The organism is Paenibacillus sp. PastM-3 (genome assembly GCF_029893965.1).
Lineage (GTDB): Bacteria > Bacillota > Bacilli > Paenibacillales > Paenibacillaceae > Paenibacillus_AQ.
On the sequence record NZ_JARXXP010000007.1, the window covers coordinates 13,915 to 40,056 of the forward strand.

The 26,142-nt window shown below is 48.1% G+C and carries 25 protein-coding genes and 1 pseudogene; 10 read left to right on the forward strand and 16 right to left on the reverse strand.

Going from position 1 to position 26,142, the window contains the following annotated elements; translation table 11 throughout:
* Positions 1-304: 304 nt before the first annotated feature.
* On the reverse strand, positions 305-1,639 hold the full coding sequence (locus M2108_RS12760) for a DRTGG domain-containing protein (RefSeq protein WP_277469953.1): 1,335 nt from the start codon (positions 1,637-1,639) through the stop codon (positions 305-307).
* 303 nt (positions 1,640-1,942) lie between these two features.
* Positions 1,943-2,227 carry a hypothetical protein gene (locus M2108_RS12765; protein ID WP_277469951.1) on the reverse strand — a complete coding sequence of 95 codons (285 nt, stop codon included), beginning with the start codon at positions 2,225-2,227 and terminating at the stop codon, positions 1,943-1,945.
* Between the two features lie 158 nt (positions 2,228-2,385).
* On the opposite strand from M2108_RS12765, the gene M2108_RS12770 reads away from it, so the two are divergent.
* Positions 2,386-2,961, forward strand: coding sequence for an LURP-one-related family protein (locus M2108_RS12770; RefSeq protein ID WP_277469950.1), 576 nt, complete (start codon positions 2,386-2,388; stop codon positions 2,959-2,961).
* A gap of 93 nt (positions 2,962-3,054) precedes the next feature.
* On the opposite strand, the gene M2108_RS12775 is transcribed toward M2108_RS12770, so the two are convergent.
* On the reverse strand, positions 3,055-3,396 hold the full coding sequence (locus tag M2108_RS12775; RefSeq protein WP_068728702.1) for a YlbF/YmcA family competence regulator: 342 nt from the start codon (positions 3,394-3,396) through the stop codon (positions 3,055-3,057).
* A gap of 191 nt (positions 3,397-3,587) precedes the next feature.
* On the opposite strand from M2108_RS12775, the gene M2108_RS12780 reads away from it, so the two are divergent.
* From M2108_RS12780 to M2108_RS12820, 9 genes and pseudogenes are all read left to right on the forward strand, one after another.
* Positions 3,588-4,955: a YheC/YheD family endospore coat-associated protein gene (locus M2108_RS12780; RefSeq protein WP_277469948.1), complete on the forward strand. Its 1,368-nt coding sequence runs from the start codon at positions 3,588-3,590 to the stop codon at positions 4,953-4,955.
* 10 nt (positions 4,956-4,965) lie between these two features.
* Complete coding sequence (locus M2108_RS12785; RefSeq protein ID WP_277469947.1) at positions 4,966-6,132, forward strand: YheC/YheD family endospore coat-associated protein; 1,167 nt, start codon at positions 4,966-4,968, stop codon at positions 6,130-6,132.
* Positions 6,133-6,145: 13 nt separating this feature from the next.
* Positions 6,146-7,519 carry a YheC/YheD family endospore coat-associated protein gene (locus M2108_RS12790; RefSeq protein WP_277469944.1) on the forward strand — a complete coding sequence of 458 codons (1,374 nt, stop codon included), beginning with the start codon at positions 6,146-6,148 and terminating at the stop codon, positions 7,517-7,519.
* Complete coding sequence (locus M2108_RS12795; RefSeq protein WP_277469942.1) at positions 7,516-8,628, forward strand: YheC/YheD family endospore coat-associated protein; 1,113 nt, start codon at positions 7,516-7,518, stop codon at positions 8,626-8,628. Before M2108_RS12790 ends, M2108_RS12795 begins: the two co-directional genes overlap by 4 nt.
* A 24-nt stretch (positions 8,629-8,652) precedes the next feature.
* On the forward strand, positions 8,653-9,168 hold the full coding sequence (locus M2108_RS12800; RefSeq protein WP_277469940.1) for a GNAT family N-acetyltransferase: 516 nt from the start codon (positions 8,653-8,655) through the stop codon (positions 9,166-9,168).
* Positions 9,150-9,278: pseudogene (locus tag M2108_RS12805) on the forward strand (YheC/YheD family protein); the annotation flags it as partial. The gene M2108_RS12800 and the pseudogene M2108_RS12805, both read left to right, overlap by 19 nt.
* Before the next feature lie 306 nt (positions 9,279-9,584).
* Positions 9,585-10,691: an AAA family ATPase gene (locus tag M2108_RS12810; RefSeq protein ID WP_277469938.1), complete on the forward strand. Its 1,107-nt coding sequence runs from the start codon at positions 9,585-9,587 to the stop codon at positions 10,689-10,691.
* Between the two features lie 2 nt (positions 10,692-10,693).
* Positions 10,694-12,973: a S8 family peptidase gene (locus M2108_RS12815; protein WP_277469937.1), complete on the forward strand. Its 2,280-nt coding sequence runs from the start codon at positions 10,694-10,696 to the stop codon at positions 12,971-12,973.
* A gap of 104 nt (positions 12,974-13,077) precedes the next feature.
* On the forward strand, positions 13,078-13,257 hold the full coding sequence (locus M2108_RS12820; protein WP_277469936.1) for a hypothetical protein: 180 nt from the start codon (positions 13,078-13,080) through the stop codon (positions 13,255-13,257).
* Here the strand turns inward: M2108_RS12820 and M2108_RS12825 are convergent.
* The 13 genes from M2108_RS12825 to M2108_RS12885 all read right to left on the reverse strand — a co-directional run bounded on the left by M2108_RS12825 (position 13,254) and on the right by M2108_RS12885 (position 26,137).
* Positions 13,254-13,940 (reverse strand): hypothetical protein, encoded by a 687-nt coding sequence (locus M2108_RS12825; protein ID WP_277469934.1) that lies wholly within the window; start codon positions 13,938-13,940, stop codon positions 13,254-13,256. The genes M2108_RS12820 and M2108_RS12825 overlap by 4 nt on opposite strands.
* 243 nt (positions 13,941-14,183) lie before the next feature.
* Positions 14,184-14,603 carry a prepilin peptidase gene (locus tag M2108_RS12830; protein WP_277469933.1) on the reverse strand — a complete coding sequence of 140 codons (420 nt, stop codon included), beginning with the start codon at positions 14,601-14,603 and terminating at the stop codon, positions 14,184-14,186.
* Between the two features lie 163 nt (positions 14,604-14,766).
* Positions 14,767-17,154, reverse strand: coding sequence for a CARDB domain-containing protein (locus M2108_RS12835; RefSeq protein WP_277469931.1), 2,388 nt, complete (start codon positions 17,152-17,154; stop codon positions 14,767-14,769).
* Positions 17,155-17,281: 127 nt separating this feature from the next.
* Positions 17,282-18,178 (reverse strand): copper amine oxidase N-terminal domain-containing protein, encoded by an 897-nt coding sequence (locus tag M2108_RS12840; protein ID WP_277469930.1) that lies wholly within the window; start codon positions 18,176-18,178, stop codon positions 17,282-17,284.
* 773 nt (positions 18,179-18,951) lie between these two features.
* Positions 18,952-19,041 carry a putative holin-like toxin gene (locus M2108_RS12845; protein ID WP_277469926.1) on the reverse strand — a complete coding sequence of 30 codons (90 nt, stop codon included), beginning with the start codon at positions 19,039-19,041 and terminating at the stop codon, positions 18,952-18,954.
* 17 nt (positions 19,042-19,058) lie between these two features.
* The gene (locus tag M2108_RS12850; RefSeq protein ID WP_277469924.1) at positions 19,059-21,782 is read right to left on the reverse strand and encodes a hypothetical protein; all 2,724 of its coding nucleotides are present in this window, start codon (positions 21,780-21,782) and stop codon (positions 19,059-19,061) included.
* Between the two features lie 12 nt (positions 21,783-21,794).
* Positions 21,795-22,388: a hypothetical protein gene (locus M2108_RS12855; RefSeq protein ID WP_277469923.1), complete on the reverse strand. Its 594-nt coding sequence runs from the start codon at positions 22,386-22,388 to the stop codon at positions 21,795-21,797.
* Positions 22,389-22,564: 176 nt separating this feature from the next.
* Positions 22,565-23,626, reverse strand: a complete 1,062-nt coding sequence (locus tag M2108_RS12860) for a WxL protein peptidoglycan domain-containing protein (protein ID WP_277469921.1) — start codon at positions 23,624-23,626, stop codon at positions 22,565-22,567.
* Between the two features lie 59 nt (positions 23,627-23,685).
* Entirely contained in the window at positions 23,686-24,318 is a 633-nt protein-coding gene (locus M2108_RS12865; RefSeq protein ID WP_277469920.1) for a hypothetical protein, read from the reverse strand.
* Between the two features lie 11 nt (positions 24,319-24,329).
* Positions 24,330-25,013, reverse strand: coding sequence for a Flp pilus assembly protein CpaB (cpaB, locus tag M2108_RS12870; RefSeq protein ID WP_277469919.1), 684 nt, complete (start codon positions 25,011-25,013; stop codon positions 24,330-24,332).
* Positions 25,014-25,040: 27 nt separating this feature from the next.
* A complete protein-coding gene (locus M2108_RS12875) occupies positions 25,041-25,460 on the reverse strand; it encodes a hypothetical protein (protein WP_280777050.1) in 420 nt (139 codons plus the stop codon).
* Between the two features lies 1 nt (position 25,461).
* Positions 25,462-25,887: a DUF4320 family protein gene (locus M2108_RS12880; protein WP_277469915.1), complete on the reverse strand. Its 426-nt coding sequence runs from the start codon at positions 25,885-25,887 to the stop codon at positions 25,462-25,464.
* A 10-nt stretch (positions 25,888-25,897) separates the two neighbouring features.
* Positions 25,898-26,137 (reverse strand): hypothetical protein, encoded by a 240-nt coding sequence (locus tag M2108_RS12885; RefSeq protein ID WP_277469914.1) that lies wholly within the window; start codon positions 26,135-26,137, stop codon positions 25,898-25,900.
* Between the last annotated feature and the right edge of the window lie 5 nt (positions 26,138-26,142).

The window sequence follows — 26,142 nt, forward strand, 5'->3', positions numbered from 1 at the left end:
CTAATTCTTGGCTAATAGCCGAAAACAGAATTCCAATTGGAAAAACGACACTTAATTCCAGTGTTTTCATCCCGGATGGCGCTTTTAGCCTGAACTAAGTGATGATTTTCCAACTAATTTATTTAATAATTGGATTATGAGCGGATTAAATGTCAAAAATCCAACTAAATTCTTAATGCGCGTAGACCGGTGAAGGGCTGCAGTGTAATAGCGGAGCAGACCGGGATTTTCCAATTTCACTCTAATATAATAGTAAAAAAGAGAGACTGCCCGTATTGAGCGGTCTCTCTTCATACAGTGCAGGCTACCCGTGATCAATCGACTGCAGCATCAGTACCGCCTTGGCGACCATCGTGTCATTGTGGCTGATCTCGATCTCCAGCTTGCAGGTTCTGCGGCTGATCTCCAGCAGCTTGGGCATCACGATAATCGAATGCTCAATCTGCACCGGACGGATAAAATAGGTGGACATGTTGTCCAGCACATAATCGTTGCCGGTAATATCCTTGGCCGCCTTGAACGCGGATAGTGTCATCAATGTGGACAGGACACCTTCGGAAATGGTACCCAGATCCGTCGCCATCTGCGGGGTGATGAAGCCGTGGAAGAACAGCCTCCCCTCCTCATCCCGTTCCTCGGCAAACCCGTTCCAGATCAGATGATCGAACGTTTCGCCCATCTGCGGCTGGTTGCTGACATCCCGCAGGCTCTGCAGCACCTCACGGCGGGTCAGCGATCCGACCAGCTTGCGGTTGCGGTCCACAATCGGCAGAAAGTCGATCCCCTCCCACATCATGATCTGTGCCGCCGAAGCCAGCGAAGTCTGCAGAGCCGCTGTAACAGGGCTGCGGACCATCGCTTTTTCGATGCTCTGCCCCTCCTGCAGCTCCTCCACATCGCGCCGTCCGACAATTCCGATGACCCGGTTCCATTCATCCGTTACAGCAAAACGCTGCTCCCCGCTGGAGAGTGACAGCTGGCGCAGCTCACCGACCGTGCTGGACGTTTTCAGCGTGTTCAGCCGCGGCTTGCTCTCCAGAATGTCCTCTACCAGCATGATCTTTTTCTTGATCAGCCGGTCAAAGATCGCCCGGTTTATCATCGAGGCGACTGTAAACGTATCATGCCTTGAGGAAATCACCGGCAGATCCAGCTCGTCCGCCAGCGCCTTAACCTCACGGCTCGTACCGAAACCGCCCGTAACCAGTACCCCTGCCCCCTGCTCCAGTGCCAGTGAATGCACGTCGTCGCGGTTCCCTACGATCAGCAGGCTGTCGGCATCAATATAACGGATCATGGCATCGACCTTCATCGCGCCGATTATATATTTATGCAGGTGCTTGTTCAGCCCGTCCGCTCCGCCCAGCACATGACCTTCCACAATGTCCACGACATCCCCGAAGGTCAGCTGGTCTGATATGTTCCGCGGCTTCTTTTCGACACGGACGGTACCGATCCGCTCCTTCGTGATGACGATACCCAGGTTCTCGGCCTCCTTTACCGCCCGGTAAGCCGTCCCCTCACTCACTACCATTTCCTTAGCCAGCTTGCGTACAGAAATTTTGGTGCCTACCTTGAGACCTTCGATATGCTGCAGCAGTTGTTCATGCTTTGTAATGTTATCGCCTTGTCCTTCCAACTGTTACACCCCCATGCCCCAATCTGTACTATTCTGTACTCATTATACAGCCGGAAATTGCAGAGTACAACCGTCCTTAGGAGGTCAAATAAGTTAAGTCAGTGAATGACCGGACAGCCAAAATAACCCCGCAAAGCGGGGCATTTGCAAGGATATTAACCTGGTTACGCAAGGGATACCGGAAAGTCTTTATCGTCCCAAAAGCCCGGACGCCGTTTCCGGCAGCCAGGCCTTCCGATCTGTATCAGGTGTTGTTTGCGGGGAGACTAAACACTGGGCTCCTTTTCCTCTGTTCACAGCCTTCTATAAACGCTGCGACATTCTGGTTTCCTCGTTCCACTTGCCCTGCCACTGCTCCAGCTTGTGCTTGCGGACCGCTTCCAGCCGCTTCTGCTTCTCCTCATCCACCCCGATGATGAAATGCAGATGCGCCGCAATAATCAGGAAAGCAAATACGCACCAGACAACCCCAAAGCCCAGCACCCAGCTTGGCCCGTTCTGGAATGACAGCTGCGGGAGTGCATAGAGCAGCATGGCAAGTGCAATCAGCAGGTATACGCTGTGCTTGAACTTGTTTCTTTTTTTCATCACAAACAGCTCCTTCAACTGAATCTATATCTCTACTCTATGAACCGCCCCCGGAAATTATGAGACAAGTCTGCAAAAAAATAAGCCTGCGCACAAAATGATATAGCACTGCCCGCGGTCATATGAGATGATATATACAATTATTAGGAGGCGATTATTTGAATCAGGCGTACGGGTACATGGAGTATACGATCCGCAAAAAGGTTTTTTCGATTATGAGCACCAAGCTGCATATTTATAACAGCTCTGAGGAGCTGGTGCTTTATTCACAGATGAAGGCGTTTAAGCTAAAAGAGGATATTGCGCTCTACACGGATGAGTCGATGGAAAGGGAGCTTCTGCGGATTAAGGCACGGAGCATTATCGACTTCAGCGTCACTTTTGATGTGATTGACTCCGAGACCGGAGAGCATGTTGGCGCGCTCCGCCGCAAGGGGCTCAAGTCGATTCTGAAGGATGAGTGGCTCATTCTGGACAGTCATGACCAGGAAATCGGGCTGGTGAAGGAAGACAGCACCTTTATGGCTCTGCTGCGCCGGATGATCAGCTTTATTCCGCAAAAATACAGTGTCGAGCTGCAGGGGGACCCAATCCCGACCTACAGCCAGAACATCAACCCGTTCGTCACCAAAATTACCGCCGACTTCTCCGGCGACCGGACCGGACAACTCGACCGCAGGCTCGGGCTGGCCGCCGGAATTCTGCTCTGTGCCGTTGAAGGCAAGCAGGATTAGCAGTCCCGGCAAACAGAACAAAAGGGGATTCTCCAGCCGACCGGCCGGGGAGTCCCCTTTGCGCTTGTCCTGCTCCATCCGGAGCGGGCAGTATTAATGTCCGCCGTACATCTGCGACAGGCTGTCCGTAATAATCTTGTTCACATCTTCAATCACTACACTGAGACGGCGCTCTGCGTCGAACAGCCGGCGTATGCCGAGATTCAGGTTCAGCACCTCGAACAGCTTCTCCATTTTTTCCATTTCCTCCTGCGGAGGCATTTCCCCGTTCATCATCCGCTGCTGCAGCTCAATCTGGTTCTGGCGGAAATTATCCAGCATCTGCTTGCTCTCCGGATCGGCTTCAATCACCTTCATTGCACTGCTGATGTCGGAAAATTCAGTGCTTTCTTTAATGGCCCTGGCCAGCTCATGTGCCTTGTCGATTACGTTCATTTGTGTTACCTCCTGGATTTTGTTGTTGTGTCTGCGGTCTGCGCCCGCAGCAATAGCGATTTACGCCCGGCACGGCTTTTTACGGAATAGGTCAATCACCAAGGGTCAGATGTCTCCATATGATGAATGATATGTAACCCTTATGATTCATAATTGCCGGCATCATGCTGCCTACCGGAAGGAGATCCACGATGTCTAAGTTCAAGATCCCGGTCCAAACGGTCCACTCGGGCATCCTGCAGGAAAACGCGATCATGCTTGGCGACAAATCCATGAAAAGGCTCAAAATCCCGGCTCACGGCATCATCCATCTGAGCTTCGGCTCATTCAGGCAGGAGGTTACTGTCATTCCTGTCCCAAAAGCCGACAGCCTGCGCGTAAGCGAAGGGCTGGCCCGGCGGCTCGGCTGGAGAGGCCGGCCTGTGCTGAATGCCTCCTACAGTACCGGCAGCCGCATTCTGCGGCTCGGTCCGCTGATCGGTGTGCTGGTGAGCCGGGACCATCCTGACCAGCCGGACCGGGTGTTCGGTCAGATCACGATGTTCTGCCGGGAACTTACCAACGCCTGCCAAGCACAAGGTGCCTATGTATATTTCTTTACCCCTGAGGCGCTGGAAACGCACAGCTCTTCCATCCAGGGCTGGGTATACGACGAGGGCTGGCGGAAGCTGAGTCTTCCTGTCGCCGATGTAATCAACAATCGGCTTACTACGCGCAAGGTAGAGAACAAACCTAGCGTACAGCATTTTCTGGCGGATGTAAAATCCCGCTATGGAACCCATTTCTTCAATGAGAAGTTCCTTGACAAAACCGAGGTGTTTGAGGCGCTTGCCCAGGATACCGCCCTGCAGCGGTATTTGCCGGAATCCCATGCCCTGAGCGGTTTTGCCGTCCTCAAAAAAATGTGCAACAGCTACCCCAGCGTTTTTCTGAAGCCCGTACGCGGCAGCCTTGGCAAAGGCATCCTTCGCATTTCCCGTGAAGAAGGCGGAGGCTACCGGCTGCTGTCCACGACACCGCTGGGCACGCGCAAGCAGAGCTATCCCAGTCTTGCAAAGCTGTTCCAGTCGATTTCACCCAAGATGAAAACCACCCGCTTCCAGATTCAGCAGGGGCTGAGCCTGATGGAGCTCGGCAAACGGCCGGTTGATTTCCGGGCACTGGTGCAGAAGAACGGCAGCGGCAAATGGGGTGTGACTTCGATCGTTGCCCGTACCGCGGGGAGCAACCACTTTGTCTCCAATCTGGCCCGGGGCGGCACGCTCAGCACGGTGAAGGAAGCCATCGGCAAAAGCAGCCTTCCCGCAGGAATAAAGGAAAGCTCGCAGGTTCAGCTGCCCAGGGCGGCACTGGCCATTGCCCGGGGGATCGAGACCTTTATTCCCGCGCACTTCGGGGAGCTGGGCATTGACCTTGCACTGGACCAGTCGGGGCGGATCTGGCTGCTGGAGGTCAACTCCAAGCCGTCCAAGAACGACAACACCCCGCTGAATGACCAGAAGATCAGACCGTCCGTGAAACAAATGATTCTATATTGCCGCTATCTGGCCGGGTTATAAGGAGGACACCATGACAGAACCAGCACAGGGATTCCTGGGCATAATGACCGGCCGGCGCCAGGGACATCCGCCGATCGCAGAGCCGGAGTTCTGCAGCCAGCTAAGCGCGGCTGCCCCGCTGTTTGATCTGAAGGTGCTTGTGTTCCACCCCGAAGATGTCGCGGAGAACGGCGAATCCATAACCGGTTATGCCTGGAAGGAAGGCCGGTGGCAGCAGACTGTAGCCCCTGCACCCGATATCCTGTATAACCGCTGCTTCTATTCGAGCCGCCAGGAGAAAAAGGCGGCAGCGGCAGCGCTGGCGGCGCTGTCCCGCACCGTTCCCTGGTCGCGGGGACTGCCTGACAAATGGAGAGTGTATGAAATACTCCGCCGCAGCCCGGCTGCTGCACCGCTGCTGCCGGAGACCAGACTCTATACCGGTACGGACGCGCTTGGCTTCATGCTTGCCGAGCGGGAATACGGCGTATTTCTGAAGCCCAGGGCAGGCTCCCACGGCAAACGCACGCTGCATGCCAGGCTGCCCGGCGCAAGGGAAGGCGGGGGATTAAGCATCCGCGGCCGGAGCGGAGCCAACGAAGCCTTCCGCCATCACTTCAGCACCTCCGATGAAGGACTCCGCTGGATTGACCGGTTCATCGGCACGCGCCGCTACATCATCCAGCCTTATCTGCAGTTAACCGGCAGCCAGGGCCGGCCCTTCGATGTCCGGGTGCTGATGCAGAAGAACGGACGCGGCGCCTGGACACTGACGGGCATGGCTGTGCGGATCGGCGGTCAGGGCAGCCTCACCTCCAACCTTCACGGCGGGGGTACTGCAGCAGCCGTGCTGCCCTTCCTGCTTGCAGAGTATGGTTCAGCCGGAGCTGAGCTGCTGGATGAGCTTGCTGCTGCTGCAGCGCTCCTCCCTCCCCTGCTGGAGGAATCCTGCGGTAGGCTCGGAGAGCTGGGGCTTGACTTTGGCATCGACCCCGGGGGCAGAATCTGTCTGCTGGAGGCCAATTCCAAGCCGGGCCGCTCGGTATTCAGGCTGACAGGTGACATCCGGGCGGCCACACTCGCCGCCGAGAACCCGCTGCGCTATGCGCAGCATCTGCTTCAGCACTCGCCGGCCGGCCGCAGAATACCCGCCAAGACGCTCCGCTACAGACAGGAGAATGAAATCAATGGTTCCTAAGGAGGATTCATCAATGGGTCTCACTTTTTGCAATGTCCATTTCACCAAGCAGCCCCAAAGAGTTGTCTACGTCTCGGGTGAACTGATGAAAAGCCTGAAATTATCCGGCAAAAAAAATATTCGCCTGCGGCTCGGCAAGGATGCCATTCCGGCCATGATCAAGCCCATCAAACGGGCAGGAAAGCATCTGTTCCTGGCTTCAGGCGTAAAAAGCGCGATCAAGGTACCTAAGACGGGCGGTGTTTACCTGCGTAATCTGCAGAATGATGAGGTGCAGCTCGGGCCGCTGGTCGGCATTCTGTCCGACGGGCCTACCTCATCAAGCAATCCCTTCGGCTCCCGTACCGGCTTCATCAAGCAGCTGCTGCGCGGGGGCAGCAACAAATGCTATATTTTCGCCTTCACGCCGCGAGATATTGACTGGCAGAAGGAGCGGGTCAACGGCTTTTTTCTGAACGCAAATGACAAGTTCGAGCGCAAGCTGGTGCCGCTGCCGGACGTCGTATACAACAGGCTGCCAAGCCGCCGTGCCGAAACCTCCCCTTATATCAACCAGCTCCGCGAAAGGTTCGGGCGGAAACGGATTCCCTATTTCAACTGGAGCTTTTTCAACAAGTCGGATGTCTACCGGCTGCTGGAGAACGACAGCGCAGCCTACCGCCATGTGCCTGAGACGCTCACCAATCCAAGCCCGGAAAAAATGCGTGAAATGCTGGACCGTCATCATTTCGTATACTACAAACCGTCTGCCGGCAGCCTGGGTCACGGAATCTACCGGCTGACTTACCTGCCCAAGAAAGGGTACTTTGCCCGCTACCGCAAAAACGGTAAAAATGTGCTGCTGCGCTTCACCAGCTTCGACAGCCTGATGCGCATGCTCCGCTCCCGCCACGGCCAGCACCTGCAGAATTATGTGGTGCAGCAGGGCATCCGCCTGATCGAGATTGACTCCTGCCCGATTGACTTCCGTTTCCATATGCACAAGAATGGCAGCAATCAATGGGTAGTCGTCGGCATCGGAGCCAAAAAAGCCGGCCGTGGCAGCGTCACCACCCATCTGAAGAACGGCGGAGCCCTGCTCACTCCACAGCAGGCACTCGGCCGGGTATTTGGCGCAAGGTCGGATGAAGTGCTGCAGCGGGCCAAAACGACTGCCGTCAAGCTGGCTGAAGCGCTGGAAATCCAGCACCGTCACCTGCTCGGTGAAATCGGCTTTGACCTTGGCATTGACCAGGATGAAGATATCTGGATGTTCGAGGCGAATGCCAAACCTGGACGTTCCATCTTCCGCCATCCTTCCCTGCGTGCTGAGGGCAAAGCTTCCGTCGAGCATATTCTGGAGCACTGCCTGTATCTCAGCAAATTCCGCAGGAGGGATGAGCTGTGAATACCCGTTCCCCTGACTCCAGCAAACCGGTAATTGCCATATTGACAACCAGTGACAGGCTGAAGCAGTTCCGCGGCAACCGGAACAACTTCCGCGACATTATCCGTACCGGCAAGGAAATGGGTTATCTCGTCTATGTCGTCACCGTCCGCGACCTGAATTTGGAGGAGCAGACGGTGAACGGCTTCGTTCCTTCCCCCAGCGGAAAGCTCTGGTACAGCGTCCCCATGCCCCTGCCGCAAGTGATCTACAACCGGATTCCAAACCGCAACGAGGAAGAAAAGGCCCCGGTCGCCCGTAAAATTGCCGAGTGTCTGGAGCATGAGTCCATCCAATTGTATAACCCGGGCTTTTTCAACAAATGGACTCTGTTTGAATGGCTGAAGGAATCAAAGGCGACTGTCCGGCATGTGCCCAAAACAAGACGACTGAAAAGTGCTGCCACGCTGGTTGCCATGCTGAAACACCATGACAGCCTCTATCTCAAACCTGAAAACGGCAAGGCTGGAAAAGGCATCATGCGGATCAAATATGCGGCAGAAGCCAGCCTGCCCTTCCGGCTGCAGATCCAGGGCGGCAAAAAGAATGCAACCTACAAAGCCGCTACGATCGACCGCCTGTGGGCCCGGATCAGAAGAGAAAAGGGCATCTCACAGTATATCGTGCAGCAGGCCATCGGGCTGGCCACCCACCGTGGCCGCCCCTTTGATCTGCGGGTGCTGCTGCAGAAGAACGGCCGGGGAGCCTGGGCGGTGACCGGAATCGGCGCCAGGCTGGCCGGTGTCCGCAGCATCACTACTCATGTCCCCCGCGGCGGCAGTGTTGAAGAGCCGGCGAGCATGCTGGAGGGAACCTTCGGCACGGAACGGGCTGCAGTCATCCTGAAAAATGTTCCGACCACGGCCCTGCTGATTGCCCGCCAGATCGAGCGGGCTTCGGGGGCTATGCTCGGCGAGATGTCGATGGATCTCGGCGTCGATGAGGAAGGCGGCCTCTGGTTCTTCGAGGCCAATTCGCGGCCGATGAAGTTCGATGAACCGGCCATCCGCAAGCTGTCGCTGGAGCGGATCTTTCAGTTCAGCCAGTATCTGGCCCGGCAGGGAAAGTAGAATCCTTCCAAGGAAGTGAACCCCATGCAGATCTCTTCTATATATGACAGCAATCCTGAGCGCTGGAAAGCCAGGATTGCCGGGCTGCTGGATTTCCTGCGGGAATACGGGGACCAGCGGATCACACTGCGCGGCTTCCGCCTGCTGGCCCGGCTCACGCCGGAGCAGCTGGCGGCGCCCGGTGTGTCTCTGCTCGTCGCTACGGTGCGCGGACAGAACGGCCGGCAGCTGGCAGGTGTCAGCTTTGTCTCCGGCTACGGCAAGGAAGCCTGCCTGATCGCCGTTCATCCCTTGTACCGGGGCCGCCATACCGGAACAGCGCTGCTGTCAGCACAGCTGCAGCGCCTGGGCCGCCTGGAATGCCAGGTGGCTTGTGACAATCCGGCCAGTCTCAAGATGTGCTTCAACAGCGGCCTTGCCGCTGTTGACCTGATAAGCGGACCGACAGGCAAGTCCACGCTGCTGCTCCGGTCGCAGCCGGACCGCAGCGCGGCTATTCTTCCACAAGAAGGTGAACTTTTGTGCCAGAACCCGTCTTAGGCATCCTGACGCTCTATCTGAACGACGCCAAGCAGCTCGAGGAAAGAAGCATCTACCGGAGGATGATCATTGAGGGCAAAAAAATCGGCCTGGATGTCTTTGTGTTTACACGTTCATTATAGACCTTAAAAATACAAGGATTTGTTCATATTTCAAACTAAGCTTAGAGATGTATAAATCTGTTCCAAATAGTCCCCCCTCCCCTCTACTCATACTTATCATAAATGTAAAAAATAAACAAACAAAAATAAAAATACGAACAACCAATCTACAAATAAAATAATTATGTAACGAATAAATAAAATTCGATATATAAACAAATAATAAATCCAGTCGAATTTTTATTGACTATAACCTTTTATTTACTTATAATTTCTATATTCGATAAATATTATTTTTGTAAAGGTGATGAAATTATGAAGGCAGTACTTAGCATGATCCCCCAATTAATTCGTGCATCTATTGAAAACGACATGCGAACAGTCGAATCCTCTGCCCTCACTATATTGAGAAAACTTAAGACTGAGGAACCAGCAATTTCAGCAGAAATAGCAAAAGCACTTTCCTATCATGGAGTAGGAGCCGCTGTAACACGTTCGGTAGGCATCGACCCACCACCTACAGATCGAGATACTTTCATGTCATTGGCACGCGTAGAAGAACCGAATGTAATCGAACCAAAAATTGTTTTGAGCGAAGAAAACTCCATGCTTATAGACAGATTCATAAAGGAACGTTCGTTAGCTGAAAAGTTACTTGCTGCTGGTGTTACGCCTCCTACCAGCCTTCTGCTATATGGGCCACCAGGAGTTGGAAAAACCTTTTTAACTTCACTTCTTTCTCACAAATTAGGACTTCCTTTAATAACTTTGGACTTAGCTTCCTCAATATCCAGCTATTTAGGAAAAACAGGTCAAAACCTAAAAAAAGTCATTGAATATGCTCAAAGTGCACCTTCAATACTATTTCTTGATGAGTTTGATGCTGTAGCAAAAAGAAGAGATGATCCAGGGGATTTAGGAGAACTAAAGAGAATCGTTAACGTGCTCCTTAAAGAACTCGAAAATTGGCCCATTCAATCAATTGTTGTGGCAGCCACTAATCATGCAGACATGCTAGACAAAGCCATTTGGAGAAGATTTGATCGCGCAATTGAAATTGGGCTACCAGACTTAGGGGCAAGAAAAGCACTTTGGCTTCACTATTTAGGAAGCTATCTTAATACAATTGATGAAGACTTTATACTAGTCCTAGCAAAAGTTACTGAAGGAAAAAGTGCAGCTGATATTTCACAATTATCTGAAAGAATTATTAGGCAGGTGATTGTTGATGATATTGAGCCAATACAAGCCGTTATTTATCAACTAAAATCTGTTTCTGAGGATAACAAGTTTAATAGCCTTTTTGCAAAAACCGCTAAGGATATCCTGGGAAAAAAGGTTACTCAGAAAACGATTGCCAACTGGCTTGGAATAAGCCCTTCAACTTTAAGTCATCACATAAATACAAATAAGGAGGAGTAAAAATGCCAGATGATAATCAACGTTTATTACCAATTTTAGGTTATGGAGAAAATCTTATAGAACCAGTTCGACCCGGTTCTGGCGGCGGTGAAGTTACTTACCCCAGATCATATTCAGAAGCGCGAAATCGAGTAAAAAAACAAGTATCGACTTTAATAAATTCTGTTAAACAAATCCCATCAGAAAAAAGACTTGATGAAGTGGTAGTTACAATTAGGTTAAATCATAAATTCCTTGCCAAGTCCTACACTCCTAACACCCTATTTAGAGATATTAATGTTGAAAATGTTGGTTCTCGACGATGGTTTTACTCAGAAAACGATGAGTCAAATCAAGTTAATTATAGCAAAATGCATTTTATTAAAGCTACTCAAGAGAATTTAACGAAATTAGAAGAATTATTAGATCAAAATGAAGTTGCCACTAAAGAAGCCTTTAAAAAAGACATCCAGAAAATTGAGGATATCTCACTGCTTTCTCCTGAAGAGATTATAGTGGGCTTTGATGATAATTGGGAACAGGGAAAAGTAGAAATGATTCTTCATCCTTTTGAAGGTGATACAGACGAAGCCGTCGAGAAATTCATTAAAATTCTGAATGAGAACGGTGTCCAGACCGATTCACTACGCATTAAGAGTTATGCAAATGGCCCAACATTTATCAGCGGGAACCTTAACAGAAGAGCACTTCAGGCAATTAACGACTTTAATCCTTTAAGAACAGTTCATCCTATAAACATAAGGTCCTTTCCTGAGATGAGAACTATTAGAATAGACCCTAACGCTCCTGAACCATATAGGGGAAATTCACGTTCTTCAATAAAAATTGGTATGTTCGATGGTGGAGTTGATACCACTAACCCCTTGCTAATAAATCATGTCACGGAAAATAATGTTTTAGATACAGAACCGCTAAGTGAGGGCATAGCACATGGTACAGCAGTAGCTGGTTGCATTCTTTACGGACCTCTAAATGCTTATGGGAAAACAGCACAAGTCCCTCAGCCATTAGTTTCTGTTGAAAGTTTTAGAGTACTACCTTTAAACGATCCTACTGACTATGAACTCTATGAAGCAATTGACATCATAGAAAGCATTGTCCCCTCAAGACATGATATTAGTGTTTATAATTTATCTTTTGGTCCAAATGGACCGATTCTGGACGATGACATATCTCGGTTCACATACGTTCTTGATGATTTAGCTTGGAACTATCGAAAACTATTTGTTGTGGCAGTGGGTAACGATGGAGATCTAGCTTCACCATTAAATCGTATACAATCACCTGCTGATATTGTAAACGGACTTGGTGTAGGTGCTTTTTCATATGATTATTCTAGTGGAGAGGTAATACGGGCATCATATAGTTCCATAGGCCAAGGTAGAGAAGGCTGTAAAGTAAAACCGGATGTTGTAGGCTTTGGTGGAGATGAAAATAGACCTATTCACTTGGTGTCAAGTGTCCATGGACAAAAACAACTAAGTATGGGAACAAGTTTTGCCACGCCAATCATTACAGGGATGGCTGGTGAATTGTTAGGTCGTTGTGATAGATTTGATCCTTTAGTTGCTCGTGCATTATTAATCCATTCAGCCAATAATCCAAAGGATGTATGTAATGAGTTAGGTTACGGGTTTATTGATCAAACTGTTGACCAGATAATGCACTGTACTGATAAACATGTAACTCTTGTTTATAGCAGTTCCATACTTCCAGCTAATTATGCCAAACTTCCTATTCCATATCCAATAAACGCAAAAGATGCTGGAACTCTTGAAATTAAATACACAATCGCAGTGCTCTCCAAGGCAAGTCCGCTTCATGTGGAAGATTACACTGAATCAGCTATCGAGGATACTTTTTACCCGCATGATAAAAAGTATCGTTTCACTTTAAATAATAAAAATTACGTTAGACACGTGGTAGAAGATGCTGAAGAGATTCAGAGCTTAATGGATCGTGGAGCTCTAAGAAGTACTCTTCCCGTGACTAGAAGCACGCGTAGTTACCAAACTGAGCAGGCTCGGCGCGGGGAATTGAAATGGGATACAGTCGTGCAGAAATGGGATAAAATGCGTGCCACGTCCTTAGAAAATCCTTTTTTGGTTCTACACGGTATGGGTCGAAATAGTGGAAATAGTAGAATGGATTATGCTGTTATTGCAACAATATCCGCTCCTCGTTATCAAGGAAGTCTCTATGAGGATATCTTAAATGAATATAAGCAGTTGCAGCCAGTACAAATGCGTGCTATTAACGAGATTTTGATACCTATATCATAAATAAACAGACGTGGATATGATTCTCTTAAATGGAAGGTTATTAATTCCTATTGTCGAATCTCATTACTAGTACCGTTTATTCAACAGAGAGGAAGATATACTTTATGAAAAAAAATAATGATAGAAGCACTTCTTCTGGACACAGTAACCAACCTTCACAACCACCAAAAACACCACAGCCAGGAGTAAAAAGACAATATAACGAGTCCCTTCCTCCGCTTGTACAGCGCTCAGTCGAGAGAAGTACAGCAATAGAAATTAAAAAACCTCCTGGAACTAATTAAAAATCTTCTTTGTTTTGTGTGGGCTTATTAGGGTCTATTTCCTGTATAACAATTCCTGACTTTATGTCAACATAAGTACGAATGACTTCATAAACATAGTGCTTATCCGATGCTTTTAAATCTGCACATTTATCAAGAACCAACGCGCGTTCCGTCTCATATGGACGGGACGCTCTGTCCACGACACCAACTAAACTTTCCTCTCCAGGTTTATCTAATTTATAAACCCTCACTGCCAGAACTCCTTTATTTCTTTTTTCATCAACCTTTATAAAAAATTCTTCCCAAACCGTTTGGAGAGTAGTTAAAGGGGCTACACCTAACTTTTTACGACTAGAATTGACTAATAATCTTTGAATCGGATATAAGATCTTCGTATAGAATAAACTTACAGCAAAACTAACCGGGATACTTATCATTAAGAACCATCCAAGAAATTTCAAGTTATCTGCTTGCATCTTCAACTCAGTTAATGTCCAAATCGATTTTTGTCCATAAATGTCACCTACTAAGTTATAAATAAAAATAGTTGCAATAGAAACCGGGAGCCACATCAACGCCGTAATTGCAGCTAATTCTGGGACTGAATGTTTTACAACAGGATTTATTCCAAATGCCTGAATCCAGAAGTACATAAGAATTCCAGGAAGTATAAAAACAGCTGTAGATACAAAATTGTCCATAATTACAACTCCTTAATTGCGTTGCTAATCTTTACGGGTATTAATAATTTTTGTATTTGTCAGTTCAATGAGAACCTTAAAAACACTAATCTCGATTAAGATAGTGCTAACAAAGAAAACACCCTCTCAGCCTAAGCTAACAGGGCGATTGTGCCGATTCTTTCGGACTACACGCCGGCGCTTCCGATCAGTGTAGTTTCACATTAACATGATTGTAACATTCTGTAAATCGACAATTCAAAGTCATAAACCGACAACGATCCCCAGCAGACCTAAAGTAAGAAATGGTGCTAGCGGCACAGAGAGCTGGGCCTCCACAGACAGCATCTTTCTTCCTCCCTGATACAGAAGCACGAAAATGCACATCAGTAACAGAGCAGCAACCGCTCTTTCCAGGCCGATACATAGCCCAAGCAGTGCAACCAACTTCACATCACCGGCTCCCAGGGATCGGGGGATAATCATGAAGATCAGGAATAACACAGCGCCTGGAATCAGCCCCCATAAATACTCTGGACTACATACGATCCGGAACACAAGCATAACTAAAATTGCAGGATAAGTTAGTGTATTGGAAATCCGCCGCTCCGTAATATCAGTGTAACTGAACCAACAACAAAGGATAAGCAGACTTGCTATGAGCAACATATTTACTATGGCCATCACTACGCTCCTAGATCCGGGAATAACAGCTGCAATCCAAAGATAATGATTGCCTCCAAGAGTGTACATAAGTTAGATACCATGATTTCCTCCTTCAGTGAGCCCTCTCGGTGCTCATAAGCAAAACCCCACCGCGAACGATGGAGTTATCAGCTTCTTTGTATTAGTTTGTCCGTCTTACATTCTGCACATCATCATACATACTGCCGTAGATCTCTACTTGCTTCGTAATGCAAGTCACCAAGCCATTCATTCCTGCAGGATCGGTTGAGATTTTGATCCGGTAATAGCCATCAGAAGCATTCACTGAGGTCATGTATTTGCGGCTCTGATAGGCTTTGCCAGAGTCAGAAGTGATCTTGGTCAGCGGTAATTCCCAGGTCGCGTTATTACGATCACCGCTCGTCTTTTCGAGTTTGACCTGGCGCTCCATCTTCCAGTTTGGATCGTAGAACGTAGCGTATACCGTATCTGGTCCGTAGTAAACTCCTCCTAATGGATATGCCGTTCCTTCTAGTCCAGCAGGGATTTTGGTTTCCCAATTTGTCGTGTACGTTGTATTTACTTTCAGCTCGATGCCATAACCTGCCCGGGTGATTTCGTTGGCAGTCTTCCCGTTCTTTTTGGCATAGGGTATAATCTCCCAAGACCCACGGCTCTCTCTATCCGACTCTTTGGGGTGATTGAGATCTGTCGCTATACCTTGTTTGGTGTTTACTTCGGCAGAGATTTTCAGATTCTCCTGGTACTTTACAGGAGTGCTGCTCCAGTTAGGATCACTATAATCCGTGTAGGAATCTGTAAAATAATGAGTTTTCCCATCTGCTGTAGTGTAACTTGAAGTGTAATATTTCGTTGGGTAGCCTGTGATTACCGGATAAGAGACTGACCACTCCCCTGCAGCTTCAGGTTGATTACACTCACTCCCACTACTAGCACCGCCGACCACACTGCAGCCAGTCGTTACAATATTATTGCTCCGGTTCTGATCAAACTTTTCCTTATCAGGATCTACGGAGAGCGTAAGATTATGGACACCTGTCGAGTTCCCAGTCCAATTAAAAGGACCCACGGTTACAGTCTGACCTGCAGCAAAAGATTTCCGCGTTTCATAAATCTTACTGGCGTTGTCATACAAGCGAATGAGCACATCATTCTGTCCTGCTTCACTATCATTCTTGACCTTTCCGGTGATGCTGGACTGACCACCCTTGGTTATAGAATCCGGCGAGGCTATGATTGATACGGCAATCAGATCAGCTTTCGGAGCCACACGTTCGATCAACCATTCTCCATGTAGGGTATTGTTATTATAAGCCACTGCCGGTGACTCCAGCGCCCGATCCTGATGAACCGGATTGTTAATCGTAGTGTCTACTTTGATGTAGTACTTCCCTGGATTATCACCAATCTCGATTTTGCCCAGCATGTAGTTGAATTCTTGACCATTCACTATCGTCGCTGGAAGAGAATCATACATCGAAGCCAGCGAAAACTCTGCGGTAAGTACTCCACCGATTTTAACTTTAGCATTCATCGGTATCCCCCGCGTATTCACATAGTCAGAGGCCATGATATCATCGCCGTCATACCGGAACTTCACCCAGAGCTGCCCACCATCCGTGAGCGTCAGCTTCGTAGGCACAAAATCCAGTGCCTGATCATCCGGGAGTGTAATACTACTAATCGCTGTCCGGCCATATCCATCATCCACGATGATATCTACGTCTCTACCAAGGACTTTAGAGATATCCTTCGCATTCACACTTACATTGCCGTTATAGATCGATTCGGCAGTATGGATTAGTTTTCCATCTGTAAGGCTGACCACCTTAGACAAATCCGGAAATGCTCCTTTGGGGGCTGCAATTACCCGAACGTCTCGTTCCGAATAACCATAGGAAGAAAAAGCGATATTAAGCGCATTTCCCTGGGATACAGTTAACTTAGGCCATGGCGAGACATCGTAGAGCGCACGGTAGGAGTCTTCATTTACCTTCTGAGTGCTATTGAACTTAATTCCCATGCGCGGAACTATGCCTGATGTACGGAGAAATTTATAAGCATATTGTATTGTGTAGAAATACTCATGACCTGTCGTAAATATAGGATCATTAGCCGTTTGAACAAACTGGTTACGAAAGTATAACCGCTGTATTTCTTGAATAGGCTGTCCTGACCAAATGGAGTCAAACAAATCACCCAATGCTGCCTCGCTTTTGTAGACCAAGCCAAAACCATTCTCTTTGTTAAAATTCTGATCAACTTGAGTTCTCTTTACGTTAAAAACATCATAGTTGGAAACTACTCTTGTCTGCCCATCTGCAAATGTGAACAAGCCATTCCATTGATATAACTGCCAAGGGTTATTGTTTACTCGCTTATCAAGGGCCGGGATAAATCCTGCAAACCCTAAACTTTCTTGTTTTCCATAATTCCACTCGACATATTTGTGTAACATCGGAGTTCCCGCTGCCGACACTCCTTGAGAAAGCAGAAATATACTAATCACAACTAATACAAAAGCTTTGTTTATCCTAAGTGCTTTCAATTCGCTTTCACCCTCCCAAAAAAAATGTAAGACTCTGCATAAAAAAGAGCCTGCCGCAATACGCGATCAGACCCTCAACAATTATGCTCCATTGCTCGATACTTCACTTGAGATTCGCTAATAAATACTACTTCAAGGCTTTTGACAACCGGATAACTTCTGATAATGTGGAACCACTATTCCCTTCACCAAACACGATTACATCATTTTTAATACTACCAAATAATTTATCCATATCTTCATTAAAGCTCGTGTCCAGAAATATACCATAACCTTCCCATCCGCTTCCGCTTGACTCGGGTTTAGAAATCGTAATGAACCCTGCTCCCTTACCAATAGTATATGAATAAGTTTGACCAGGAACTAACTTTACAGAAGTACCATCTGAAGCATACTTACTCCCGCCTTCCGCGATCTTTGGCAATGTAAACGTTAGTTTTCCGTTTGCAATCTTCATATTATCAACAAAGAGCGCTTTACCCAGTTCGGTTTCTCCCCCCCACTTAAGCCCTAAAGTATACATATTATTGCCACCCGCAACAGGCGTGGCCGAAGGAGACGGGCTCGCTACTGGTGTAGAAGACGCTCCTGTAGTAATCGTCACCAGACGCTTTTCTTGATTCCAGCCCACCTGTGCACCGAGCGCTTCCGAAACGAACCGCAAAGGCACAAAGGTACGGTTCTGCTGCAGACGCGCAGGTACATCCAGCTTCTGAATGACCGAATCAACCGTTACAGTATCGCTATTGATCTTCATCAAAATCTTCTTTGCGCCTAACTCAATGGTTACCGACCTATCCAGGCCATAGCCTACCTTAGCTCCCAACGCTTCGCTTACGAACCGGATCGGTATCATCACCCGGTTATTCTCATAGTACGGCTTAGCGTCCGGGAACTTCACCGCTGTTCCATTGACTTGTACGGTAACGGTGACTTGAGCTGCGGAAGCAAAGCTTGCCATCAAGCCCAGCAATACGATCATTGCTAAACACGCACTACCTATTCTTAATTTTATCCGATTCATTTGCTTCACTCCCCGTTTTGGTCTTCATTTGTTGTATTAGCTGCAGCAGCTTATTTATCGTCCCTTGGAATTCTTCCGATATATTCGTGATGTTCTTCTCGTTATCCGCTAGTAATTGTCTCCACTCCGGACTCCAGAAATAGCGTGTTTCATCTTCATTCAGACGATGTATTGCTTCACGAATGGCTTCCGCTCTGTTGGTGTTATGTTTATCGCAGTAGTCCTGCAGGATTTTCTCTGTGGCTTCATCGAGTCTGATTGGAATCGATTTGCTTTTGGGGTTTTTGGAAGGGGGTCTACCCATTCTTGAATGATTCAGAACAGTCACCTCATTTAATGATATACGCATAGTTTAATATATCGAATACCATTTGTAAAGAAATATTTTCCATTTTGCATATTAATCCCCTCCCTCCTCTCCCCCACCGCGTCATATGACTGAAAAAAGACAAAATAAAAAGCCCCTCGTAGGCACTTGTGTCGTGATTCTATTCATATTTTTTTCAGTACACTTATTGCTGGACACTTCATGTAACTGCTCACGATCACTTTGGGACTGGTTCTCGATTTCTTTCAATAGTTCGCTTCACATGCTGGCTCATGGCATTCTCCTCTCTTATTACAGTAACTAGCATACCCCACATAACCGAGACAGACGTATACAAAAAGTATGGGTTATGTCTGTATTGAGGTATAGTTACCCGTCTGATAAGATAGGCTGTGAATAGGTGTTACGACCGAAATAGACCGCAATCCTTGTCACGGGGAGCGGTCTATTTCTTTGTGTTTCGGTTGCTGAACGCTACAACGATAGTTACAACCAGCGTCAGAATGGCTACAATAAGCAAGCCAAAGCTGATCATAATCGTCTAACAAATGATTAGATCCCTGAAGCCAACGTGAACGTAAACTGTGAACGATACGTTCCTACCCTTAGCCCCGTTTTGCCTCCGGCTTGGTATTCACTACCGTTTCCTGCAGTAACGATCTCTACTTTGTCTGGTACCCGAAGTGTAAAACTCATCGGAATCTGATACTGGCCCATTCCATGAAATTCGCTTGCGCTTGCCAATATCACTGGTTCCTGATTGAAAATATAATTGCCATTCAGGCTCAAATTACTATCCTGACCGGCAAGGGTAGAAGATTTGGTTACATCCACGCTTAGTGCAGTGGATGGCATTTTTACTACTAAATCATTAGTGCCCAGACTATTATCGACTACGGGATCACTAAAGAAGTCAGTTACTTTGAGAGAATAATTCCAACCGGCACCTGTTCCCCGGCTATCCTCGATCACAGAGTTTGTTACGGAGTTGAGCACCTGATACTGATTGGTTGTACTAATTGTAATTGTATCCAGCTTGAGTCCATTAAACTGAGAATTGAAGCCCCCGCTCAGCACTGTAAAGGACACATCTTCAGAGCCAATTGGACTACCCCAGCTCGGGTCCATCGTGGGTTGTGGCGTGGTGGTTGGCGTTGGCATACCTGTGGGGGCCACTGTTGGTAATGGTGTCGCTGTAGGTGCTACTGTCGGTGTTGGTGTGGGAGTTGGTGTAGCTGTAGGCGAAATTGTCGGTACTGGTGTTGGTACCGGTGTAGGCCCATTAATGGTTTTGTTGCCAGTTGCTAATTCTTCTCCTCCAGCATTGACGAGTCTCACATCCACCACATGGCTACCTTCAGGTAGAGTAACCGGCCCCTTATACTCGCCCCACGTCCCATTATCCATTCTAACCTCAGTTCGAATGCTGGGATGTGTAGTTCCGGATTCCACAGTGTAACTTCCCTTACCGTTATCTATAATCTTGGGATATCCAGGTGTAATCAGGATCGGATCATTAGTCACCTCAATTTCCAGAATCTCACTGTAGATCCCACTCGCGCCGGAACGAGCTTTGAAAGACAAAGTTCCGGTTGTGGTCAACGTCACCGGTGCCGTGTAGGGCAGCCAAGTCGTACCGCCATCCAAAGAGTATTCATTCGTGGTAATCATTGGCTCATTACCGAATTCAACCGTCACAATTGATCGATTATACTTATCCAATGTCAGAGTACTTGTAGGTTTATCAAGGGCTACATAATCCGCAGGAAATACAGTAGGGAAACCGGAAACTGCTGAACCGTATGGCAAGCTCTGGAACACTCCCGTCTCTGTAATCCCATATACCGTATATACACCGTATCGATCAGGCAACGAAAATAGAGAAAGATACTTCTGCGTTGATTTGGTAAATTGACTTGCGCTATTCCAGTAAATTAGTTCGTGCGTATCCTTCAGAGCGTACGTATAGCCACCTGAAGCAGAGAGCTGTTTCACATTAGCAATTTCATTGCTTGTCCCTGTTACTTGAACTGGAGTATTGAGTACACCACCAGATACTCCAGACCTTGAATTCAAGTTCGTCCCAAATGAATAAATCTTGCCAGCCTTCAGATACCAGAATGTGCCCTGGCCGTCACCAACAACTGACTCAACATCCGCAGCAATGTCTGAAGTAGCCTGAATCGCACTGCTTCCACTGCTCCAGCCGCTGAATGGAGTACCCCAATACTTTAGAACCCCGTTCTTAATCGTTGTGTAACCATTCAACAGGTAGTCCGAGGCAGACACCCTTAAAGTTTTGGTATAGCGGTGCACGTTGTTTACATCAACATCTGAGGGTATAGGGATTAGAGCAGGTGTAGCACTATCAATTTCAGTAGTTGTGGATAAAGGATCGCGATACGTTTTCCAGTTCGTCAAGGAATAGCTTTGACCATTAATAGTAAAGATACGTGAGCCTATATCGGCTTTGACCTCACTCCAGTTTGCCCCCCCTGGTCGGGTTGCGATCAGACTGTGGTTGTTATCATTTAAGAAGCTCATTTGAAAGTTCTCTGCTGAAGTAAATGCAGGAAAAAGCGAGGTGACATCTACTGCCTTCGATGATGCACCTCTTGAAGTTAGTCCAAATGCTGAACCTATTAAGTAGACGGTATTATCACGTACAGCCAAGAATGCATTGGGGGATAAATAGTACAGCTTTTGTACTCCTGTAAGCACTGAGCCCGATGGATCAAGGACTTCTGTAGGGACCGACTTGTCTCCGCTTGGGCCAACGGCAAGTTGACCATAAGCCCCTGCTCCCCAAGCCCACACACTTCCGTTTTGCTTCAGGATAAAATAACTGAATTTATCGATATTGCTGTACTCCGAGTTCGTGAGCACTTGAAAGTCGATCACGTTATCCGCTTTTTGAATCGGGCTTGCATCAATTTTCTGAGTGAATAGCTTACCGTTCGAAATGTACACATAACCAATTTTTGTACTTCCATAGGAATTATAGAAAGGCCGATATTTCTCCGAAACGACAGGAGAGACGATAACCCCATATTGACTTAAGAGAGCTTTATAACCATTATCCAGACTGAGGGCGACTTGACTGGTGTCATACTCATCAAATGTCTCTTGTCCAACAATATGGGTATACGCAGCCCCTTCAACGATAGAAGACCCGCCTGAGATAAATAGTCCAGGAATTAGTAGCACTAACGATAGCGCTAAAGCTCCCCAGCGCTGATGCTTCTTGTAAATGGCTTGTTTAGGTACTGTTGTCATTCGTTTTCCTCCTTATAGTCCTGCTGTCGCGGTATAGGTGAATGTCGAGGTATATGTTCCCTGCAGCAGCCCGACCTGCTGGCCGTTGCTGCCGGTAATCAGCTTGGGAACGTTCAAAATATAAGAAACCTCAAATTGGTGCGTCCCCGCTCCTTCAGAAGGAATCACACCGACTATCCGGCTGTCCTCTGAGGAGAGAACCTGGTGACTTGCCAGTTCTCCCTTCGCTGCCTGGAAATCAATAGGTGTTCCCACGAGAGCACTCTTGTACTGCGCTGTGAACGATACAGATGAAGCCGGAATAACAAACTCAACAACCTGTCCAGCAACTATTTTGGTCAATTTGAAATCAGAAGCCCTGAGGACGATCCCCCAGCCCGCAGCCGTTCCCCGTGCATCCATGACGTACAAGCTGCTGTCGGCGGCTGACGTTTGGCTTTGTTTCAAATCCAGTGTAATATCGCTAAAGGCCGGCTTTGTTTGTGTCATTTGCAGGCCTGCACCGGTGACCACCACTTCCGATTCATCGACTTCCGCTGCAAAGGCAGAAGAGACCGGAAGCATAAGAACAAGTGCGGCCCATAACGCGAATATCATTTTTCTCATTTCTTTTTGTTCCTCCCTTATTTACTGTTCATTTGGATCGTGCATTGCTATGGCAGCTGCTGTGCAGCCCGGAATCGCCTCCTCTCTAGCTCAACTGGCAACCCAAAATAAAAATGCAAACCCCATTGCGGTGTCTGCATTTTGAGCTAATTATCTCGATGGCGAAGCAGTATTCCTCAGGAAGTAACCGGGACCTTCCCCTCTTCCTGCTCTTCCGTATCTTTCTTCTCTTTTTTACGTCTCCATAGCAATAACAAAAGCCACAAGAACAACAAGAAGATCAGTACAATTAACACTACAATAAGCACCAGAACCAACATATGCAGCTCTATCCACTCTCCAACGGTCTGGTTAACTTCAATCTTCCCCGCTTCGGTCAACGACTCCTTGGAAGCATTGGACTGCTCCGGAGTAACCTGGAATGTAAACGTCCGGCTAATGGTTTTACCCGAAAAGCTTGCGGTATAGGTCACTTTGTATGCATCCGGCAGCAGCAGCTTGTCATTTACAATGTAGACCATATCTGCGGTCGTCCCCGCATAGATGGAATCAGCGGTGTAATCTTGCTGATATATCACCTTTCCCTGGCTATCCCGGACCGCTATGGAGCCTTTCGGTTTCTCCAAAATCGTTCCTCGATCACTGAGCTTGATCGTCAGCCGGGAATGGCCTGTACTAACATAGTCATGCTTGAAACTGTCGATGCTCATTTCATGAGTCGCCTGATCTGCCTGGTATTCCAGAACCATCTGAACGCCGCTGCGGTTAACCACATCAATAGCTACCGAAGCTTGCTGCCCTTGCGGACTAGTCTGATGATCTTCGGCCTGAATCAGTTCTTCGGCCGCGATCACACCCACATACTGACCAGGTGTAGTCTCGCTTGGAACTGTAACCTTATAGGTGAAGCTTCGCTCCTCTTTCGGCTTCAGCGTGACATTTTGAACACCTTGGGGTTCTACCCACGACCCTACCAAGGAGAGCTTCTGTTCCTTTTCCGAAAAGCTGCGCCCCCCATTTTGAGCAGGAAGTGCATCTGCAGGATACAATTTCAACTGTAAAGGTGCGTCTTTCGTGTTCCTCACAATAAACGTATACTCATTGGAATCGCCAGGTTTCACCTCGTCCTTATAATATCCCCTTCCCTCCTCGACGGCCTTCACCGGGGACAGCACAAAAGAACTGTCCGCACTGGCTACACCGGTCAGCCACAAACAGCCTATCCAAAACAAGCTCATTAAGCTCATCATCTTTTTAAACTTTGGCCTCTCCATGCATCAACCTCTATTCTTTATTCTCATAGTCCTGTAACCAAGGTAAAGGTCAGGCTTGCCCGATACTCTCCAGCCAGCAGCCCTACCCTCTCACCAGGAGAAATCACATCTGTACCGCTCACTTCGGCTACCTCAATTAGTGAGGGCAGATCCACCTGCAGCAACAGATCAGCACTATAGTTCCCACGCCCTGATCCTTCAGCAGCCTCCAGAACAACTTGAGGAGCTCCAGGAACAAATACACCCGAACCTGTATTAATCCTTCCAGACGATTGATCTGAGATTACATCAGATACCTGGTACGAAGCGTATCCTGCCGGAATTCTCGCCTGTATAATCCCTTCCTGCACCTTGTGCCGAATGGTGAAATCATTCAACGATACGGCATATTGCCAGCCGGAGTCTCCTTGATGTTCAACCATAAGATTTAAGCACTGATTAAATTGAAGTTTCCCGGAGAGATCCAGCGTAAGCTGCGCCGAACCTCCGGCAAGACGCAGGCTGCCCATAGGTTCGGCATAGACTGCATAGGTGGCCGACATGACTGTTTCCCCGGAACTCTCCGTATCCGGTCCGGTGTTCTCGGCATGGGTCACCGGGGAGCTTCCTATACCGATAAGCCAAACTACACCTAACCACACCAATAATCGCTTCATAAGTTCCTCCTCTATGGCTGAAGCGTTCCTGCCGGTAACAGGTAAACCTTCCCTGTCTCTTGATATTCCATCAACAGCGCGGCTTGCTTAGGCGTCACTTCCAGTACAATAACCGCCGGGATGAGGCTGCCACCATCTGCCGGATCAGGAACCTTCCCCTCCGAATTTAATCGTTTGACCACCTTCAGACTAGACAGCTCCGGTAAAACCATTTGTTTGGATTGGCCGGTTGCCGTATCGGACACGAATGCATACGCATCAACAAGGATACCTGGCTTGACTTCATCGCCGGAGGACAGAACCAAATCTGTCTTCACCCCGATCTGCCGCATGCCCTCTTTCAAAGAAACCGCTGTGCCGATTCCAGAAGCAGCTGCCGTGGTCACAAGTGACTGGCGGATCGGAGTTCCTTTAAGAAATCCATATTGGGATGCATAGGCATCGTTGAAATCCAGTGTCTCTGCCGAAGTGATCGCATCCTCAGGCACTTCACTAAGCACAATCTCCCGAAATTCAAGCTGTTCTTTGGACAGGGCAGTGAACGGGGCAATGTCTTCTTTCGCCACAATTATTTTTTCAGTCTGCACTTGCTCTGCAATGTTTTTACGATTGAGCTGAAACGCGACCAGAGCAAGAATCAGTCCGAGCACGATGATCAATGCGCTGCGGGTATATTTATTCCATAACTTTTTCAAAGGTATGATCCTCCTCCCTCTCTCTCTCTATTTATAAATACTCTCATAGGGAATATTGCGATGAATGGTAACCGGATATTGGACACCAGGCAGAGCAAACGAGACATGCGTGCGAAAGACTACATCAATCCAGGGAACGTCACTTGAGTCATAGATCAGCTTCAATTCAAAGCTACTGTCTTTCATGATTGGATTCTCCATTGCAGCACTCAAACGCTGAGACTGAATGAACGCTTGTATTGTTGCCGCACGCAGTGTGTTCTGCTCCAATTGAATCAATCCTTGCTGTGCATCCGTTACGATACCGGACCGGATAATTCCCGAGTCAATAGCATGCTCGATGGCCCGGCCATTCGAGTCATACACACTGTCTAGCACAAGTAAGTCCATTACAAGTAGAATGAGAATTAGACCAAACAAAATGGCTCCGCATACCTTAATCCACATGCTATTCCCCCGTTCGGTAGAACTTATGAGCCAGTCCAGACACATGAACTTGAATAGGTACCGTATAGTTCACACCGACCGCTTTCAGGGCAAACACGTTGTACTCCCGGATCGCAGTCACTTCCAGAAGATCACCGCGCTGGACAGGTTTCGGCGTAGCTGTAAAGAAAACCTTAGCCGGATTCATGCCCATACTTTGAAGCAGACCGTCAAATCTGGTCCGTGTCGCTTGGTCTGCCCCATTCTCTACCTTCATGACCTGCAGCACCTCGTTAGCCGCTGTGCGGAGATTAGAGCGAATCATTACATACTGGATTATGGAGACTGTAATTAAAGAAATAATGAGCACAATGAGCAGCAGAAAGAAGATGGAAATAATCCCATCTCCCCTCTCACTCCGGTAGAACCGTTGCCATCTACGACGCATGATATTTCCCTTAATCAAGCGAATTCATTTTGCCGAAGATTTTATCCACGACAAAGGTGTTAATCTGTGCCTTGAACAGCAGATACACGGCGATGAACAGCAGCAGCGTGATAAGAATGCCGATAACCCACTGCATCGCGTCTCCGCGCTCTTCTGTCCGGAACCGGTTCAGCCTTACCACCAGGACTCCTGGAGCGTTCACCACTACCTGCTTTGTACCTTCAACCATTTTCTTCATCAGCTTCTTCATTCGTC